Annotated in this window: 18 protein-coding genes; 13 read left to right on the forward strand and 5 right to left on the reverse strand. The window is 49.0% G+C overall.

The genetic code is table 11. The annotated features are described in order from the left end of the window. Positions 1–124 precede the first annotated feature (124 nt). The 3 genes from ACI48K_RS06455 to ACI48K_RS06465 form a co-directional block, all read right to left on the reverse strand. On the reverse strand, positions 125–967 hold the full coding sequence (locus ACI48K_RS06455; RefSeq protein ID WP_475026740.1) for a sugar phosphate isomerase/epimerase family protein: 843 nt from the start codon (positions 965–967) through the stop codon (positions 125–127). Between the two features lie 17 nt (positions 968–984). Continuing rightward, complete coding sequence (locus tag ACI48K_RS06460; RefSeq protein ID WP_475026741.1) at positions 985–1674, reverse strand: rhamnogalacturonan acetylesterase; 690 nt, start codon at positions 1672–1674, stop codon at positions 985–987. Positions 1675–1866: 192 nt separating this feature from the next. Beyond that, a complete protein-coding gene (locus ACI48K_RS06465; RefSeq protein ID WP_475026742.1) occupies positions 1867–2091 on the reverse strand; it encodes a hypothetical protein in 225 nt (74 codons plus the stop codon). A gap of 145 nt (positions 2092–2236) precedes the next feature. Here ACI48K_RS06465 and ACI48K_RS06470 point away from each other — a divergent pair, with 145 nt between their 5' ends. Then, entirely contained in the window at positions 2237–4486 is a 2250-nt protein-coding gene (locus ACI48K_RS06470) for a helix-turn-helix domain-containing protein (protein ID WP_475026743.1), read from the forward strand. Positions 4487–5220: 734 nt separating this feature from the next. On the opposite strand, the gene ACI48K_RS06475 is transcribed toward ACI48K_RS06470, so the two are convergent. Then, entirely contained in the window at positions 5221–6099 is an 879-nt protein-coding gene (locus ACI48K_RS06475) for a carbohydrate ABC transporter permease (RefSeq protein WP_475026744.1), read from the reverse strand. A gap of 385 nt (positions 6100–6484) precedes the next feature. Here ACI48K_RS06475 and ACI48K_RS06480 point away from each other — a divergent pair, with 385 nt between their 5' ends. From ACI48K_RS06480 to ACI48K_RS06535, 12 genes are all read left to right on the forward strand, one after another. Then, positions 6485–7342: an ABC transporter permease gene (locus ACI48K_RS06480; RefSeq protein WP_475026967.1), complete on the forward strand. Its 858-nt coding sequence runs from the start codon at positions 6485–6487 to the stop codon at positions 7340–7342. Between the two features lie 37 nt (positions 7343–7379). Continuing rightward, positions 7380–8918, forward strand: a complete 1539-nt coding sequence (locus ACI48K_RS06485; protein WP_475026745.1) for an extracellular solute-binding protein — start codon at positions 7380–7382, stop codon at positions 8916–8918. A 133-nt stretch (positions 8919–9051) separates the two neighbouring features. Then, the gene (locus ACI48K_RS06490; protein ID WP_475026746.1) at positions 9052–10164 is read left to right on the forward strand and encodes a glycoside hydrolase family 88/105 protein; all 1113 of its coding nucleotides are present in this window, start codon (positions 9052–9054) and stop codon (positions 10162–10164) included. 29 nt (positions 10165–10193) lie between these two features. Continuing rightward, a complete protein-coding gene (locus ACI48K_RS06495) occupies positions 10194–11555 on the forward strand; it encodes a glycoside hydrolase family 28 protein (protein ID WP_475026747.1) in 1362 nt (453 codons plus the stop codon). Between the two features lie 23 nt (positions 11556–11578). Then, positions 11579–13171 (forward strand): glycoside hydrolase family 43 protein, encoded by a 1593-nt coding sequence (locus ACI48K_RS06500; RefSeq protein WP_475026748.1) that lies wholly within the window; start codon positions 11579–11581, stop codon positions 13169–13171. A gap of 33 nt (positions 13172–13204) precedes the next feature. Further along, the gene (locus ACI48K_RS06505; RefSeq protein ID WP_475026749.1) at positions 13205–14119 is read left to right on the forward strand and encodes a dienelactone hydrolase family protein; all 915 of its coding nucleotides are present in this window, start codon (positions 13205–13207) and stop codon (positions 14117–14119) included. Positions 14120–14279: 160 nt separating this feature from the next. Next, on the forward strand, positions 14280–15269 hold the full coding sequence (locus ACI48K_RS06510) for a pectinesterase family protein (protein WP_475026750.1): 990 nt from the start codon (positions 14280–14282) through the stop codon (positions 15267–15269). A gap of 155 nt (positions 15270–15424) precedes the next feature. Next, complete coding sequence (locus tag ACI48K_RS06515; protein ID WP_475026751.1) at positions 15425–15913, forward strand: hypothetical protein; 489 nt, start codon at positions 15425–15427, stop codon at positions 15911–15913. A gap of 79 nt (positions 15914–15992) precedes the next feature. Then, on the forward strand, positions 15993–16400 hold the full coding sequence (locus tag ACI48K_RS06520) for a hypothetical protein (protein ID WP_475026752.1): 408 nt from the start codon (positions 15993–15995) through the stop codon (positions 16398–16400). Positions 16401–16415: 15 nt separating this feature from the next. Further along, positions 16416–16901, forward strand: a complete 486-nt coding sequence (locus tag ACI48K_RS06525; RefSeq protein WP_475026753.1) for a hypothetical protein — start codon at positions 16416–16418, stop codon at positions 16899–16901. A gap of 117 nt (positions 16902–17018) precedes the next feature. After that, a complete protein-coding gene (locus tag ACI48K_RS06530; RefSeq protein WP_475026968.1) occupies positions 17019–17342 on the forward strand; it encodes a low molecular weight protein tyrosine phosphatase family protein in 324 nt (107 codons plus the stop codon). A 29-nt stretch (positions 17343–17371) separates the two neighbouring features. After that, complete coding sequence (locus ACI48K_RS06535) at positions 17372–17998, forward strand: hypothetical protein (protein ID WP_475026754.1); 627 nt, start codon at positions 17372–17374, stop codon at positions 17996–17998. Here the strand turns inward: ACI48K_RS06535 and ACI48K_RS06540 are convergent. Further along, positions 17985–18368 (reverse strand): VOC family protein, encoded by a 384-nt coding sequence (locus tag ACI48K_RS06540; protein WP_475026755.1) that lies wholly within the window; start codon positions 18366–18368, stop codon positions 17985–17987. The two genes, ACI48K_RS06535 and ACI48K_RS06540, sit on opposite strands and share 14 nt — an antisense overlap. Positions 18369–18510 lie beyond the last annotated feature (142 nt).

Genomic DNA, 18510 nt, shown 5'->3' on the forward strand with positions numbered 1-18510 from the left:
TACAGAGTTTACACGGTCGGTGGGAACACATCCGCATACCACCTTATCTCATCGCGGCCGGTTCCTGTGGAGGCTTAAGGCGGCGAGCCGTCGTGAACACGAAAACGGAGCGATAAGTTCTCTTTTATACTTTATCGTAGAGATCACGAAGATAAGCGATGCTGTCCCGCAGGAAAGGCTCTGGGGTGGCTTCGATGATGGCCTGAATGTGCGGACGTTTGTATTTTAGGTAATGGAGGATCGTTTCGAAGCGAAGAAGGCCCTGACCGACCGGGACAACTTCTATTTGACCGTTCCGGACAGTAAAATCTTTCAGATGGATGACTGCGATTTTATCGTCAAGCAGCTCAAGCGCTTCCCGTACGACATTGTCATGAAACGTATAATTCCAAGGGGTCGCCAAATTAGCCGCGTCCATGATCATTTGAATATGATTCGAAGGGATTAATTCTAGCAGCATACGGGCAAGAGGCGCCGTATAGAGCGGATGGTTCAGCCCCGCCTCAAGGCCGATCGTCGCGCCGAAGCGCTCAGCCTCGGAGACCATTTTTCGAACTGAATCGCCGACCTTTTGAAAGGACGCTTCCGTAAAATTTTCCTCCGTGTAGCCTTGTCCGACACTGCCCGTTTCGGTTCCGACCAGGCCGGCCCCGAAATCTCGGGCCAAGCGGAGCTGGGCGGAAAAATCCGCGAGAGCTTGCGCCCGTTTGACCGGGTCGGAATCGACGATGTTGACATAACAGCCCAACACGGCGATTTGGATCCCCGCTTTTCGGAAGGCGTCTCCATAATAAGCCGCTGTGGACGGGCTTAGGGCCGATAAAGAGGGGACGCTTTGCGGGAAAGATTTGTTGATCGCAAATTGAATATAGGAGAAGTCATACTGCTGCAGCTTCTCCAGAAGCTCAGGCAGCGGGATTTGTCCGAAGTCGTGAGCCCGGATGCCGAGATGCAGTGGCTTGGCCATGCTGCAGACCTCCTGTTCTAGGATTTGAGATGACGTCTCAAATCGGACAATTTCGCGCAGGTTTCCATCTCCGCCCGAATCACCTCGGCGATTACCCGCGCTCCGTCTTCTGAGAAGTGGGTATTGTCTTCTGATCCGCACGGATAATTCGGGTGCTCTCCTGCTGCCAGGTGCAGGAACAGCCGTTTGGTGTCGTAGGGCCCAAGAGAGCGGTACAGCGACTGGGATGCCGCGAATATGTCCAGCAACGGTGTTTGCGTTGTTACTGCGGTTTGCCGCATCGCCCGGGGATACTCGCCGACAGCCAGCGGGTCGGGTTCCTTCCCGTCGACAAACCGGCGGCGGCTTACCGGGGTGAGCAGCACGGGGAAGCCGCCGCGCTCTTTGGCAGCGTGAATGAACGCCGCCAAATTCCTTGTGTAAGCTCCGAAGGAATCCGCATATCGCTGCGGGTCCTCGGCTTTACCATCGTTATGTCCGAATTGAATAAACAGATAATCACCGGCCCGGAAAGTCTGCAGAATTTCCTCTAGCCGTCCTTCGTCAATGAACGATTTGGTGCTTCTGCCGTTGACCGCCCGGTTATCGACGAACACTTCCGGTTTGAAGAATCCCTGAAAGTATTCGCCCCAGCCCGTCATCGGTTTTTGGTCCGCCGCTTTTTGGGCAGCCGTGGAATCACCTACGATATACAAAGTAATGCTCATAACGTAAACCCCCGAATTGAATTATTCGCTCGCGATAGGAGGTCAAAATCGGGAGGCCTACTTCTGGAAAGCGACTGTGCCATGAGCCTATTTCACTCCTTTTTAAACAAATAAATGCACACGTTAACAACCCTAAATAGAAAACGTCTATTAAAGTCAATTTAAAAAGGAAGAGGCTGGGAAAATTCCTGTCTAGCACTTGAGAAAAATAGCCAATTCGTATACGATTTTTACATAACTAGACATTTGACGCTGAAATTGGGCATCATTCAAATCGTCGGCGATCGTTTCGATTTTGTCGCAGATTTCTTCTTGAAGTGCGGACTCCTCTTCAGCGTCCTGGAAACTGTCGTATGAAAAAAACGCCTGCGATTTTTTTGCGATGTCTTTGATCGTGACCGTAAGCCTCTTCTTCATCGGGAATCGAAATACATTTAACGATTACATTCTAATCTCGTTTTTTTGAATAAGTCAATGCTTATTATATAATGCACACGTTCAAATCACTATTTATGAAAGCGCTATAATTGAAGGGATTATTTAGGAAAAAGGAGTAGCGTAGATGCGAAAAGGAAGGTTGTTTTATAAAATATTCATTTCTATTCTTGTGTTCGGCATCGGTCTTGTGGTCAGCTTTGCCAGTTACATTTACTCCAGTACGGAAAACTCCGTAAACGAGCGGATCGCGGGCGGCAAGAAAAACTTCATTGCACAGACCAAAAACAATTTGGATCAGCAAATCCGGACGATCGAATATGCGTTTGATACATACAGCACAACAACGTCTTTTAGCGAGGTCGTCAATCATCCCATTACGGAGCAGGATTTCATCGCGTACCGCAACGTGAACACACAGCTGAATTATATTGCCACCATGGGCATGGAGCGGACGGAATACGCACTGATCAGTCTGGAGCAGGACTGGCAGATTTCGAACGGACGGTTGACGAAGCTAAGCGAAGAAGAAAAGGAAGCATTGATTGAAACGTATGTTAAAAACAAAAACCAAAGTCTGTTCTGGATCAAAACGGATGCCGGAATTCGTTTTGTCAACACTCTGCCCATGTTCTCCAAAAACAAACAAGCGATCGCTTTGTCGGACATTTCGCAGGAGACACTGAATCAAACGATTCAAATCGGGGATGGGAGTAAGGTTTTCATATTGAATAAGCAGGGCCAGCTTATGTATGAGAGCAGTCCGGTACAGTCCGCCCTTACCGAGGGGCAATTGAAGAAAGTCATATCCCGAATATCCGAAGACCCCGAACAGACGGGAATGCTGTCTTTGCAAAAGGTGGAAACCCGCGCAGCTCCTCTAAAAATAATCTACGCAAAATCGACGTATAACAACTGGGTTTATCTGACGGTGCTGGATCAGAAGGAAATAGCGGGTGCCCTGAAGCTGACCCGTTTCGGCATCATCATCATGGGAGCGGTGCTGACGCTTTTTATTATCATAGTGGCCTATATTCTTGCCGTTTACTTTACAAGGCCGATCCGGCAAATCAAACGGAGCCTGTCGCTTGATGACCGGGCGTCCAAAAATGAAATCGAAACGATTATTCATTCCATCGATACGATATTGACCGAGAAAGAAAGTCTGGAGAACCTGATGGAAGCGGAAAAGCCGCAGCTTGAAATGCAGTTGATCATGAATCTGTTCCGCAACCGGGTTTCTCCGGACGAACTGGCCTTAAAACTCTCTCGGCTGGGTTATCGGCAGATGGATAACTATCTTTATGCGGCGATGTTGATTCAATTGGACAATCTTGGCGAACACGAAGCCTCCGATAAGGACGTTTTGCTGCTCGCAATCAACAAACTGGTGGAAGATCAGATTCCGCCCGAAGAGCGGATGCTTCCCATCATCCTGAACGAAAAGACCCAAGCCACGATTTTAATGTTCGCGGGCAAAACCGAGCAGGAGATTCAAAAACAATTGCTTCAATTGGCTACCGCCCTAATGAAAAGAGGCAGAGATTATTTGAAAGTGTCCATCAGCATCGGCATCAGCAAAACGTACGGCAGCTTGCTGGAAAGCAAGGAAGCCTGTGAGATGGGTAAACAGGCGCTGCATCACCGCCTTAATTTAGGCAAAGAATCGATCATTTTCTACGAAGATATTTCGCGGGTTATATCCGGTCCGGTTCTGCTTCATTATCCGGTGGATTTGGAGTCCCAGCTTTTCGATGCCATTCGCCTTGGCGACGAGGAGCAGGTCAATCGGGCTTTGTATTTACTGCTCGCGGAGATGATGAAGAAAAATAAATACTCCATGAATTTCGAAGTGGCCTTGGTCAGATTCGTAAATAACCTGATTCAACTCGAACAGCTTCTCGGTATCGAGGTCCTGCTGAAGCAGGATAATTACGCGCTATATCATGTGCTGCTGGATACGAGGAATCCGGAAGAAATTGAACGAATGTTAGTAAAAGATATCATTTTTCCCATGGTAAAATGCATGAAAGATAAGACGAATAGGCAGTTCCGCAGTCTGTCCGAAGAAATTGCAATTATCGTGAGGTCCGAGTACGATCAGGAAATCACCTTGGAGCAAATCGCCGATCGGCTGCATTACAACCCGGACTATTTGAGCAACATCTTTAAAAAAGAATACGGAACAACCTTCAGCGACTATTTGATGAGCTACAGGCTGGACATGGCCAGAAAGTGGCTGGTGGAGACGGACATGACCGTACGGGAGATTGCGGAGCGGCTCCAATACCATAAACCGCAAAACTTCATCCGGTCGTTCCGTAAAAAGGAACATGTTACCCCGGGAGAGTACCGAAAGGCAAGGCAAGCGCTTTGAGGAACATAAACAGGTTGATATTGGCACTTTGCCGGTGTCGGCCTTTTTATTTACTGCTCACGAAAGGAAAAAAAATGCACTCCTTAGAGGTTCATCAGCAAACACGTAAAGTATTTTTCCGAGCGCCTTGAGGAGTGCATGAAAATCCATATCCGTTGAACAAAAGAAAGTAATCCAGCAAGAGAGTAAAATGATCTGGAAGAATCAAGGCCCTGTCCCATAAGGCCTTAGAGAAATTCGGGGATGATTACTAGACACACAAGAAACTCAGGGGCATGCGTTGAATCGCCTTGTAACCGTGAGCCGCCGTCCTGCCTCCGTGGCTCCCCAGAAGAAATTCCTGCGAAAGTACAGGCTTTTTCGTCGTTAAGATCCGAAATGAGTGAAAACCTGCAAATGTGCAGTTTCTTTCGGTCCAAAGGCCGATGCCTTGCTGATGAACTCCAAATACCTGCACTTTTGCAGGTATTTGGCCTGGTAAGGGGATTTGCGGAGATAAAAGATGTACTTCTGCAGGTTTCTCGCAAAAAACTAATTCGTAAAGAATAAGAGAAGATGATTCCTGCACTGATCACTGATCAGGAGTCACAGAATTCAAAGAATTCAAAGAAAGGAGTCATCTAATAAATCAAAGAAATCCGGGAACAACAGCGATCGGAAGAACATTTCACACGGCTGCCTTTATACGCTCTATCATTAGTTCAACTTCTATAGGTTTGTTTTTTCTGCGTTTCTTACCCTTTGACCGAGCCGAGCATGGCTCCTTTGACGAAGTGGCGCTGCACGAAAGGATAGGCCAGCAGCATCGGCAAAGTGGCCATGACGATAACGGCCATCTTGATCGACTGTGCCGGCGGAACGATGTCCACGACGCTGGTATTTCCCTGCATGCCGCTGGACACGATGACGATTTGCCGCAGCAACACCTGGATCGGCCATTTGAAGGAATCGTTCAGGTACAAAATAGCGTTCATGTAAGTGTTCCAATACGCTACCCCGTAGAACAGCGATATGGTCGCAATCGACGGCAGCGACAACGGCAGCATGATTTTGAAGAAAACTCCGAAATCGCTGCTGCCGTCGATTTTCGCCGATTCTTCCAGACTATCGGGCAAGGACTGGAAGAAGTTGCGCATAATGATCAGGTTAAACGCATTGACGGCGCTCGGAATAATCATTGCCCAATAGGAGTCAATCAGATGTACGCTTTTTACGACCAAAAAGGTAGGAATCATCCCGCCGCTAAAAAGCATGGAGAATACGACAATAAAATTGACGGGATTTCTTCCGTAAAGATATTTGCGGGATAACCCGTACGCCATCATAGCGGTCAGGGACATGCTGATGAAAGTTCCGATTAAAGTTACGCCGATTGAAACGCCCAAGCCTCTAAAGATGGTCGGCGTTGAAAGAATGTACTTGTAAGCGTCCAGCGAAAACGTGGTTGGAAACAGGATAAATCGCTTCTCTACGATTTCCTGCGTTGAAGCAAATGAACTGAAGATGACGTTGAAAAAAGGCAAGAGACAAATCAAAGCGATGAGCGTCAGTAAAACGCCGTTGACAATGGTAAAGATACGGTCGCCGATGGAATGTTTCTTACGTATGGCCATTCAAGTTTCCTCCTCTTGATTCGTCTGACAATTTCACCTTAACAACCAAAAAAGATTACGTATATAATCCTCAATCTAGGTCTTTTTCGAGAGGTGGAAATAGGATCAAAAATCAAATACTCCTCAGCTTAACCCATAATCATCAAATGAGGCGATAAGCGGAGAAAGCCTGATTCCAGCAGATTTTGTAACCGTTGTCATTTGATGATTATATACGGAATGTTCCCCCATCCAGTACGCTTAACACGTAAAAAGGAAAGGACGAGGAGGTTGTCTAGTGAAAGCATCAAGTACCGCACCAGTGGTTACGGGATTGAAACCCAAATATAAACGTAAGGCTTCTCCGGTTCTCAAAAGCATAAGGCGCAACAAGCTTTTGTACCTCATGATTTTCCCCGGCCTCATCTACTTCATTATATTTAAGTACTTGCCGATGGGAGGACTGGTCATCGCATTTCAGGATTATCAGCCATTCCTGGGGATTACGGGGAGCCCTTGGGTCGGTTTAAAACATTTCGAACGCTTGTTTACGGAGCCTACTTTTTTCATGCTGCTAAAAAATACGCTGATTCTGTTTGGCATGAACATTGTGTTTTTCTTTCCGCTGCCGATCATTCTGGCGCTGATGTTGAACGAAGTGCAGGGCAAATGGTTTAAAAACCTCGTGCAAACGACGATATACCTTCCGCATTTCATGTCCTGGGTTATTATCGTGTCGATCTCGTATGTGCTCCTGAATGTGGACGGCGGCGTGATCAATGAGTTCCTCGCTTCGCTGGGGTTTAGCAAGATCAGCTTTTTGACCTCGCCGGAGTGGCTGCGGACGATCTATATCGTCCAAATCATCTGGAAGGAGCTTGGATGGTCGACGATTATATATCTGGCGGCCATCACGGTCGTGGACACGCAGTTATATGAAGCTGCCGAAATGGATGGCGCCGGACGCTGGAGAAAAACATGGCATATTACTTTGCCGGCGATTCGTCCCGTTATCATTACGCTGTTGATTCTTAAGATCGGCAGCACTTTGGATCTGGGTTTCGAGCATATGTACTTGCTTCTGAATTCCTTGAACCGTGAGGTTGCCGAAATTTTCGATACTTATATTTATACGGCCGGTCTGAAGAACGGGCAGCTGAGCTTTACGACAACCGTCGGCTTGTTCAAAGGTGTCGTCGGATTGACTCTGGTGGTTATATCCAACAAGTTGGCAAGGAAATTCGGTGAAGAAGGCGTGTACTAAGCTTAAGTCCAATATAAATCGAAAAGGGGTAGAAAAGATGAACGTGAAAATGAAACAACTGTCCGTACTTTTGTTAGTCTGTTTCCTTTTGTTGTCCGCTTGCGGACCGAATTCCGACAGTAACCAAGCGAAAGGCGGAAACACTCAGTCAGGCGCAGGCGAGAATGCGGCGGCAGATGAACCGTTCAACCTCTCATGGCTGAATATTTTGCATACGGCTTCCCCGCCATCGGGCGATGTCCAATCGCTCATTGAAGAAAAAACAAATACGAAAATCAAAATGTCATGGATACCCGATGCGTCCAAAGAAGAGCGGATTAATACGGCGCTTGCGTCCGACTCGCTGGCGGATATCGTCTCTTTGACTTTTCTTGATAACGCATCGGTACGTAACGCACTGAAATCGGGGATGTTTTGGGAAGTCGAGCCTTACCTGGATGAATTCCCGAATTTGGCGGCGATTCCCGAGGAACAGCGGCAAGCCGGTTCGATCAGCGGCAAGCTGTACGGGGTTCCTCTTCTGAAAGACATTGCGCGCAACGGCGTGGTCATTCGCAAAGACTGGCTGGATAAGCTGGGCCTGAAGGTCCCGAAGACGACCGATGAATTAATGGCTGCGGCCAAAGCGTTCACCGAGCAGGATCCGGACGGCAATGGGACAAAAGATACTTACGGATTTGTAGACCGCAACGATTTGATCTACGGGGCATTCAAAACGTTAGGTTCTTATTTTGGCACCCCCAACAACTGGAAAGTGAGCGAGGATGGCAAATTTACGCCGGAGTTTGACACCGATGAATACGTCAAGACGATGGACTATATGAAAGCATTGTATGATAACCACTACATTAACCAGGATTTTGCCGTTACGGCCAAGAAGGATCAGCAGGAGGCCTTCATGCAAGGCAAAGCGGGAATTTATGTCGGCGCTTTATTTGACGGCAAAAACCTGCTTATCGGGGCCAAAGGGATTCAGGATATGATGGAGCTCGCGCTTGTGAACGATATTACGACGACCGGCAATGAAAGCGATCGGGCGATCTGGGCGGCAGGCGGCGGGATCGGCGGGCTGTTGGCCTTTCCTAAATCGGAAGTTAAAGATGAAACGGAATTGAAACGTGTATTGAAATTCGTGAACGATCTGATGGACGAAGATGTTTTTGCCTTGATGACTTATGGCATCGAAGGCGTTCATTACACCGCCGATGCGGATAAGGCCGTGACGATTACCGATCAGGATAAGTGGACGCAGGAGGTTCAGCCGTATGCCTCTTCCCGTCCGAGGGAGCCGGGTTATCAAATTCATGACGCGGATCCGCTGAAAGCCGAAGCGGCTAGACAGATCAAGGAAAATGAGAAATACGCGGTCTACAATCCGGCCTTATCGCTGGATTCGGAAACCTTCACGACCATGGGGTCGGAGCTGCAAAAAATAATTACGGACGCTACTTATAAATACATGCTTGGCAACACCGATTTGAACGGATTTAAGGCGGAGGTGGAGAAATGGAAGCAAGCCGGAGGCAGTAAAATGATCAGCGAATACGAAGCTGCCTATCGAGAGGCAAATTCTTAATCCGCAGTAATAGAAGGGGTTGTTGAACTCGCACTAGAGTTAGATATTGAGAAAAAATTAAGAATCAAGGGGTCCTTCCCTAAACCTGCGGGAAGGGCCGCCATCTTTTTGCCGAGAGGGTGTAAATTAACGGATGGAATGGGCTGAAAAGACGGCAAAATCCGTCATGGAGCGGACGCCGAAACTATACGATGACGATGCGTATCACGGGAAATGGTCATACGATTACGGGGTCGTATTGAGGGGGTTTGCCCTGCTGTGGAAAAGGACGGGGAATCGGAAGTATTTTCAGTATATTCGGGACAATATGGATTATTTTATCCGGGAAGACGGGAGTATCCGGGGATACCGTCAGGATGAATTCAATATTGACCACATCAATAACGGCAAGCTGCTGTTTTTGCTGTATCAGGAAACCGGTTTGGAGAAATACCGGCAAGCGGCCAGGCTGCTGAGAGAGCAGCTAGCCAGTCATCCGCGCACATCGGAAGGAGCGTTTTGGCACAAACAAATTTACCCCTTTCAAATTTGGCTGGATGGCCTTTATATGGGAGCGCCGTTCTATCTGGAATATTTGCTGACCTTTGAAGAGGGAAACGGACTGGACGATGCGACAAAGCAGTTTATTCTGTGTGAAAAGCATACGAAAGACGCCGATACCGGGCTGCTGTATCATGCCTGGGATGAGAAAAAGGTTCAACCCTGGTGCGACCCTGTCACCGGATTGTCCCCGAACTTTTGGGGCCGTTCCATGGGCTGGTATGTCATGGCCCTGGCGGATGTGCTGGAGCTGCTTCCGAGCGACCACGGCGATTATGTCGAGCTCGTCCGGATCCTGAACGGCGTGCTGGCGGCTTTGAGAAACTATCAGGATGAAACGAGCGGCGTCTGGTACCAGGTCGTGAATCTGGGCGGCCGCAAAGGCAATTATTTGGAGGCTTCGGCCTCCAGCATGATCGTATTTGCGATCGCAAAGGGGATTCGAATTGGGGTATTGGATGCGGACGATTGGCAGGAGACGTTGGATAAGGCTTTCCGGGGACTGATTGCGGAATTTGTGCTGGAAACGAAGGCGGGCTGGGTCAATTTGAACAAAAACTGTATGGTAGCCGGTTTGGGAGGCGCCGCTCGCCGGGACGGGACCTATGCGTATTATCTCAGCGAGCCGATTGTTGCGAACGATCCGAAGGGAGTCGGGGCATTCCTGCAGGCTTGTGCCGAAGTGGAATGGCTGCAAAAACCATAGGACGGATTTTGGAACGGAGGAAGAGGGATATGCAAGTGTTTAACGTTGCCGATTACGGGGCGGCCGGGGACGGGATGGCGCTGGCGACCGCAGCGTTTCAATCTGCCATCGATGCGGCGAGCGCGGCAGGCGGCGGGACGGTATTCGTTCCGGCGGGACAATATTTGACCGGTTCAATATGGATGAAAAGTCACGTCGAGCTGAATGTAAGCCCTGGGGCCGTGTTGTCATTTAGCACGGATCCGGGGCACTATCCGGCCGTTAGCTCCAGATGGGAAGGCGTTCTCCGGCAGGTGCATGCTTCGTGCATTTTCGGCCGAGATCTGGAAAATGTAGCGATTACGGGCGGCGGCACGCTGGATGGGAACGGCCGGACGTGGTGGGACAAGAAGCGGAACGCGCCGGAGGAACTGGAGTTTCCCCGGCCGAAGCTGATCAGCCTGGATGGCTGCCGCCGCGTGAGGCTAAGGGATCTGAAGCTGATCAACTCCCCGAGCTGGACCGTCAATCCCATTTGCTGCTCCGATGTCACGATCGACAATTTGTCCATCCATAATCCCGCCGATTCGCCGAACACGGACGGTATCAATCCGGAATCGTGCCAAAATGTACGGATCAGCAATTGCCATATCGATGTGGGGGACGACTGCATTGCGATTAAGGCGGGCACGGAGGACACGGCGGAGCGGATTCCCTGCGAAAATATTACGATCACCAATTGCACGATGGTGCACGGTCATGGCGGCGTGGTGCTGGGCAGCGAGATGAGCGGGAGCATCCGCAACGTCACGATCACCGGCTGTGTATTCCAGCATACCGACCGCGGCATCCGCCTGAAATCCCGGCGCGGACGCGGGGGAATCGTGGAAGATATCCGCATCGGCAATATCGTCATGGACGACGTCATTTGTCCGTTCATCATGAATCTGTACTATTTCTGCGGACCGCGCGGCAAAGACAAATACGTATGGGATAAAAATCCTTATCCCGTGACGGAGGAAACCCCTTGCTTTCGGCGCATCCACTTCGCGAACATTACCGCGCGCCGGGTTCATGCCGCCGCCGGGTTTTTATACGGCCTTGCCGAGCGGTACATTTCCGAAATTACATTTGATCATATCGATATTTCCATGGCGGAACATGCCGTCCCCGGAGTCCCGGCCATGATGGCGGGTATTGGCGAAATGAACAATCGGGGCTTTTACCTCGGAAACGTAAGACAGATCCGGTTTCACCATGTCACGATCGAAAATCATGAAGGACCGGCTTTTTATGTGGAGAATGGAGAGCAGGTTGTTGTGGAGCATTGCGAGTCCAGAAACACGAAGGGTGAGGAAAAGCTGTTGGAACAAGTGACGGTTGCGCCAGCGAATCCGGATATGCAGGACTAATTCAGGCGAGGAGGCGGGGAATTATGATTGCGGATAGAAATAAGACGGGTTTTGTCCAAAACCCGATCCTGCCCGGTTTTAACCCCGATCCTTGTATTGTAAGAGTCGAAGACGTTTATTACATTGCGGTATCTACGTTCGAGTGGCTTCCCGGGATCCGAATATACGAATCGCCCAATCTCGCCGATTGGGCGCATTGCACGGATTTGCTAACCCGTCAGATAGACCTAAAAGGAAATCCTAAAAACTGCAGCATTTGGGCTCCTCAGCTCAGCTATCATGACGGATTGTTGTATCTCTTATATACCGATGTGAAAAGTACGAAGCGCCCTTTTAAGGATTGCCACAATTATTTGATGACCGCTCCATCGATTTATGGTCCTTGGTCGGAGCCGATATACCTGAACAGCAGCGGATTCGATCCCTCCTTATTCCATGATGGTGACGGCCGCAAGTGGCTGCTCAATTGCTTATGGGATTACCGCATAAGTGAAGGCAACAAGTCGAGCGGAATCGTCATTCAGGAATATGCCCCCCGTTTGGGAAAGCTCGTCGGCGAGCCGGTGAAATTGTTCGATGGCACGCCGCTGAAAAAAACGGAAGCCCCCCATCTTTATCAGCGAGCCGGTTACTATTATCTCATTACGGCCGAAGGAGGAACCGGCACGGGGCATGCCGTTACCGTGGCGCGTTCCAGGGAGCTGTTAGGATCTTATGAAGTCGATCCGTTCAACCCGATGCTGACATCGCGAAATGATCCGGGACTGGCGCTGCAGTGCGCCGGCCACGGCAGCCTGGTTGAGACGCCCGGCGGCGAATGGTATATGGCGCATTTGTGTACGCGCCCTGTCGAGGGGCAATATGCCATCTTAGGAAGAGAAACCGCACTGCAGCAGGTTTATTGGGACGATCAAGGCTGGCTCCGCCTGTCCGCGGGCGGAAACGCTCCGCGGCAGCGGGTGCCGCTGCCCCGAGGGACGGCCGAGCCGAAAGTAGCGGCGACCGATTTTGAAGATGATTTCTCGGGGCCGGAACTGAAGAAAAACTGGAACACGCTGCGGATCATGCCGGACGAAAGCTGGTGTTCACTATCCGCAAGAAAGGGCTGCTTGCGGATTCAGGCGGGTGAATCCGCGCAAAGCTTGTTCCGCCACCATATCGTCGCGATCCGCCAAACGGACATGTCGTTCCGGGCGGAGACGAAGGTGGAATACGAGCCGGTTTCTTTTTTGCAAATGGCCGGGCTGATGCTTTATTTAAACGAGGATAATTATTGGTGTGCTTGCGTCAGTCATGAAGAAGGCTTGGGCAAGGTGCTGAGGCTCATGCGCTGCGAAAGGGATAAATTCGAACTGGAACCGGTCCTGATCGATATCGGCCAGGCGAAAGCGATCCAACTGGCGGTTGACGTAGCTGGAGTAAACGGACAGTTCTATTACCGCACGGAAGATAAAGAAGAGTGGCGCGTACTGGGCGGAACCCGAAATATTGGCTTCCTGTCGGGCGGTTTTACCGGCAACTATATCGGGATCGCCGCGCACGACATGAATCGATTTGGCGGCAGCTTCGCGGACTTTGAATATTTCCGGTATCGCGGCCGGGACAAACAGGACTGACTGGGGAAGAGCCTGGAAGGGGGAAGGAACCGCATGGATTCGAGCCCGGACGATGCACGTGAAAAATTGCGGGGATTGCTGGGTGATCTGCCTCGTGAGGAGGGGCCGGTCTTGTCCAGGGTCCAGCATATCGAGGAACGGGACGGGTATTTGCTGGAGACGCTGCTGCTGGAACTGAACGGGATAGAAGCGGTTCCGGCTTATCTGGCTAAACCGCGGGAAGGAACCGGGCCGTTTCCGCTCGTGGTCTTTAACCACTCCCATGGCGGAAATTATGGGAACGGACGCAAGGAGTTGATCGCCAGCGGCTCTTATCTGCAGGAGCCTTCGTTTGCAAAAGTGTTAACCGGTATGGGCTGTGCAGCGTGCTGCATCGATATGTGGGCCTTTAACGAACGCGGCGGGAAGACCGAAAGCGAGCTGGTCAAAGAAATGCTGTGGAACGGCCGGGTAATGTGGGGCATGATGCTCTACGACAACCTGCGGCTGCTGGATTACATCTCCGGCCGACAGGATATCGACGCTTCGCGGATCGCCACGATCGGCATGTCGATGGGTGGCCTGATGGCCTGGTGGCTGGCCGCGCTCGATGAACGGATCAAGGTAACGGTCGACATCTGCGGTCAGGTTGATGCCGGGACACTGATTGCCAAAAGAGGACTGGACCATCACGGCTTTTATTTCTATGTTCCCGGTTTGTTGAAGCACTTCACCACTTTGGATATCCAAAAATTGATTGTACCGCGTCCCCGGTTGAGCTTAACGGGCCAAAACGACCGGCTGTGTCCGATTGAAGGCGTACAGCTGCTGGATCAAGGTCTGCGTGAGGCTTATGCGGCAGCCGGACGGCCGGAGCATTGGCAGACCGTCGTTACCGGAGGCGGCCATATGGAAACGGCGGAAATGCGAGCCGCCTGGACGACGTTTATGCGGCGGTATATAAGTTGAACAAAAGAAAGTAATCTGGCAAGAGCGTGAAAAGTTCTGGAAGAAACGGTAGTGGTCGCCTTTGTGCGGATCTCAACATTATCTGAATACGCTCATTCATTAGTTCAACTTATATCAGTGAAGCGGTACGCCGAGTTTTGCCGGAGGAGAGGGATATGCGATGCAACTCTGGGTGGGCAGGGAACCCGGCTGCGATACAGCGACGATTCAAGCGGCAGTCGACATCGCAGAGCGGAAGTCCAACAACGTGCCGGGGGCGATATACATTTTGCCCGGCGTCTATGAGGAAACGGTGCGAATCTACCGGTCCAATCTGGCTATCATCGGCCTCGGGGAGGTGGCGATTCGGATGAACCGATATGCCAGAGAGTTGGATGAGTATGGGAAGGAGATCGGGACGTTTGCCACGCCGACTTTATTTTTGGGCGGCAGCCGCTTGCTTTTGGACCATCTGATCGTCGAAAATACGGCCGGAACCGGCGAGCGCTTTGGGCAGGCGCTCGCCGTTTATGCGCATAGCGATCTGTCCTTGTTCCGGCACTGCACTTTCAAGGGGTATCAGGATACGCTATTCACCGGTCCTCTGCCGCCGGCGATGAAATCGGGGGGAGCGTTTGGCGGAATTCCTCTGAAGGAATATCATGGTGGGTATCGTCAAATGTATCGGCATTGCCGGATTGAGGGCAACGTCGATTTTATTTTTGGCGGGGCGACGGCATACTTTGACCGCTGCGAGATTCGAAGCTTGCCCCGGGAGGGGGGGAAGCCCGGGTATATTACAGCGGCCTCCACGCCGCAAGGGCAAGAGTACGGTTATGTGTTCCGGGATTGCTATTTATCCGCGGCGCCTGGAGTAAAAACAGGCTCGGTGTATCTGGGCCGTCCGTGGCGGGAATTCGCCAAGACTGTGTTCGTGGGCTGCCGGACGGGAGCTCATATTCATCCGCAGGGTTGGGACAACTGGGGCGATCCGGCGAATGAGGCGACCGTTTGCTATGGGGAATACGGTTTGGGCGATCGCGCCAAGGAGATTCGCCTGCAGCGGACGGCATGGGCTGAATGCAGCGAACGAGGCGATGAAGCGTGGAGCAAGGAGCGTATATTTGGAGAAGCTGCGGCATTTACTCCAACATGGACAGAGTCGACTTGAAAATCGGCGGGGTGAGGAAGGGGACCTGAAGATGTAAGAAGCTTCAGCTAACATTATATACTTAAATTATTTTTGGGCCACGGATAAGAAATGGGGGCTCATGCCCATCTGAACATTCCATCTACCAATCGGGGCTTACGCCCCTCGGTTGTCGGATGTATAATCATGGAAGAAGCTCAGACAGCAGACGCCCCGGCCCAAGGATGAGAGCTATCTATGGCCGGGGCGTTTTTGTAATTTTAATTTGCTTTTTATCGGCTTATTTGGAAATTGAGATACTAAGAATTCTAGTGATGAGGAGGGGATCTTATGTCACGGAAAGCAAAACTTATGTGTTTAGTAATTACAAGACGAAAAAACATATTATGAAGTTCTCGATTGAAAAAGGAAAGCCGGTATTAAAGCTCAAATTTTATGCTTCAACAGACTACTCCTTTATTTTTCATGAAAGTGTCAGAGCCGTCATTGAAGAGTATAACTACAAATACACCGGATGTTATAACTGTGTAAAATGCGAGGATAAGCTGGAGGGGGATGAGCATATATATGCGGATGGCCGCAAATATTTCAGATGCGGCGGGGAATTGATAAGTATCCGTAACCCGATAACGCATAAGGAAATTCTGGAAATTCCGGACTGCTGAATACGCAGCATCAATATTTTTTATCCGGCTTGGAATGAAGGAATAAACTTTGAACGTGAATTCGGGATGACCTAGTTGAATGGTGAAAGCGGGGAACGAAAATATGATTGCAACCATATCATCCATTGTATTTTCAATCTTGGTTTCTATTGTCATTCTTTTTCAAGCAGCCTTAGCTGCAGGCCTGCCGTGGGGGAAATATTCAATGGGCGGGAAATTTCCCGGGAAGTATCCGCCACCCATGCGGGCAGCCTGCCTGATCCAGATCGTTGTTCTGATATTCATAGCGGTCATTGTACTGAGTAAATCCGGCTTTATACTTCCGGGTTGGGATGCGTTTTCGAATCGGGCGATTTGGTTTGCGGTTGCCTTTTCCATGATTGCTACAATTTTAAATATAATGACAAAAAGTGTTTGGGAAAAAAGAATATGGGCGCCCGTCTCATTGCTTCTGCTTATTACAAGCCTTATAGTAGCTATTGTCTAATAACGGGCGAAACGAATGACCCAAGCTATCAGAAATCAGCGAGAAGGGAATAACAAAATGGATGATACCTTTAGAACCGTTTATCCCAGAACAAAACTTCATTTGCTTGCCATGATCATCATTGAGGGAAGTCTTTTTATAAATGTATTAGTTGACCGTGACGGTCCATTTAAGTACGTTGCCTATTTTATAATGTTCGGTGTATTGGTTTATATTATGGCGATAATCAAGCGAATGTTTTTCACTGAATTCAGTATTACTTTAGGAACGGATTACGTAATATCCTCGAGCGGTAAAAAGTATGAAGCAGCTCGTATTGAATGCGTTTATATGAGTTATAAAAGAATTGGGATTAAAGTGAAAGGCAAGCGACTGGTGCCTATGGATTTATGTTTTTATTTCAATAAGAGCGAGGAAACAAGCGGATTAAATCAAATTGCCGAATGGGCTGAAATCAACAAAAAAGAAGTAAAAAATAAATTTTTTCAAACGTTGATGTAGAGTTGTTCGCAAGAAGGAGTGAAGGTGATATCCATGAGTGGGGAATATATAACACTTAAAAGATTCATATGATCCTGTAAGGAATCAATGAAATTCAGGTACAAGGTGGTGCGAGAGATACAACTACTTTTTATATGCAGCAGGAACAAATGGAGGAGTTTAACGGCAGAAAAGATTTTTAGCGGTCGAAACGGACATGAAGCAAGATCGGCCGGGACAGAAGAAAATGCCAGGGTCAGAGTAACGGAAGGTCACATAGGCTGGGCGGATTTGATCTTCGTCATGGAAAAGAAGCATGTTAGAAGGCTGCAGGACAAATTTAGAACTGAAATAAGCGGTAAACGAATCGTTTGTTTAAACATACCCGATGACTATCGATTTATGGATGAGGATTTAATCGAGATCCTTGAAGCAAGAGTTCAAGACTATGTCGATATATAATTCGGCAAGTATCTGAGAGGGATTTAAGCATGAATCAAAACCATTCAAGAAACATTTACTGGATAGGAGGTTCTCCGTGTTCCGGTAAAAGCACCATAGCAGAGCGATTAACGGAGAAGCATGATTTTATTTATTACAAATGTGATGAAGCTTATCACCAGCACATACAGAGATGTCTGCCTGAGCTTCAACCCATTATGGCCAAAGTGAAGGATTTATCGATAAATGATCTTTTTTCGCGGCCCGTAGATCGGCAGGTTGAAGAAACGATCCGATTTTATCGGGAAGAGTTCGGATTTATTCTGGAAGATACAGCGTCTATTTCTTCAAATAGGCCAATTCTGATTGAGGGAGCGGCTTTATTGCCTGAGAACGTGTCTCCGTTCCTTGACTCCCTGAATCGGGGGATATGGATGATACCTACGGCAAAATTTCAAATTGAGCAGTATGCTAAAAGGGATTGGGTTCGGTCGATTTTAGAAAATTGTAGGGATCCCAAGCAGTCGTTTGAGAATTGGATGAATCGGGATATTGAATTTGCGCGATTCATCAATAAGGACGCACAAAGCAGAGGGTTAAGAACCATTGTTGTCGATGGAAGGAATACATTGGAAGAGAACTTAGCGATTGTCGAAGAACATTTTAAACTATATTAGCTAAGTCTCCGATTTCAATCAGATTCCCTTCGGGGTCCGCTATAAAAAAGTTTCTCATCCCCCATGGTTGGTTCGCTATCTCGGTTACGATCCTGACGTTAAGGTTTCTGAGTCTTTCATATTCTTGATCAACTTCAGGCGTAGTAAATCCCAGGTACATTTCCATCGTGAGATTCATTCCGTTTGGCGGATAATATGTTTCTCCAATGGCCTCTGCAAAATCCTTGCGATCATACATAAATAATCCGTCATTGCCTTTTTTGAAGCTTGCAAACATTCCTCCGTCCCAATTCACTTCAAAGTTCAGTACATCCCTGTAAAACGAGACCATCTTGTTCATGTCTTCCACAAACAGACCAACGTCCTTCATACTTGCTTCCTCCTTTTAGTGAAACCGAGCAAAAGTAGTTTGAGTTTGCTTTTTGCCAAGAATGCGCTTACATACAATTGTAATTTTTTGCAATTTAACCGTCAATATCAAGTGCGCTAGGAATGTGTATAGTCTTCGACAC

The sequence above is a fragment of the Paenibacillus terrisolis genome (genome assembly GCF_056171975.1).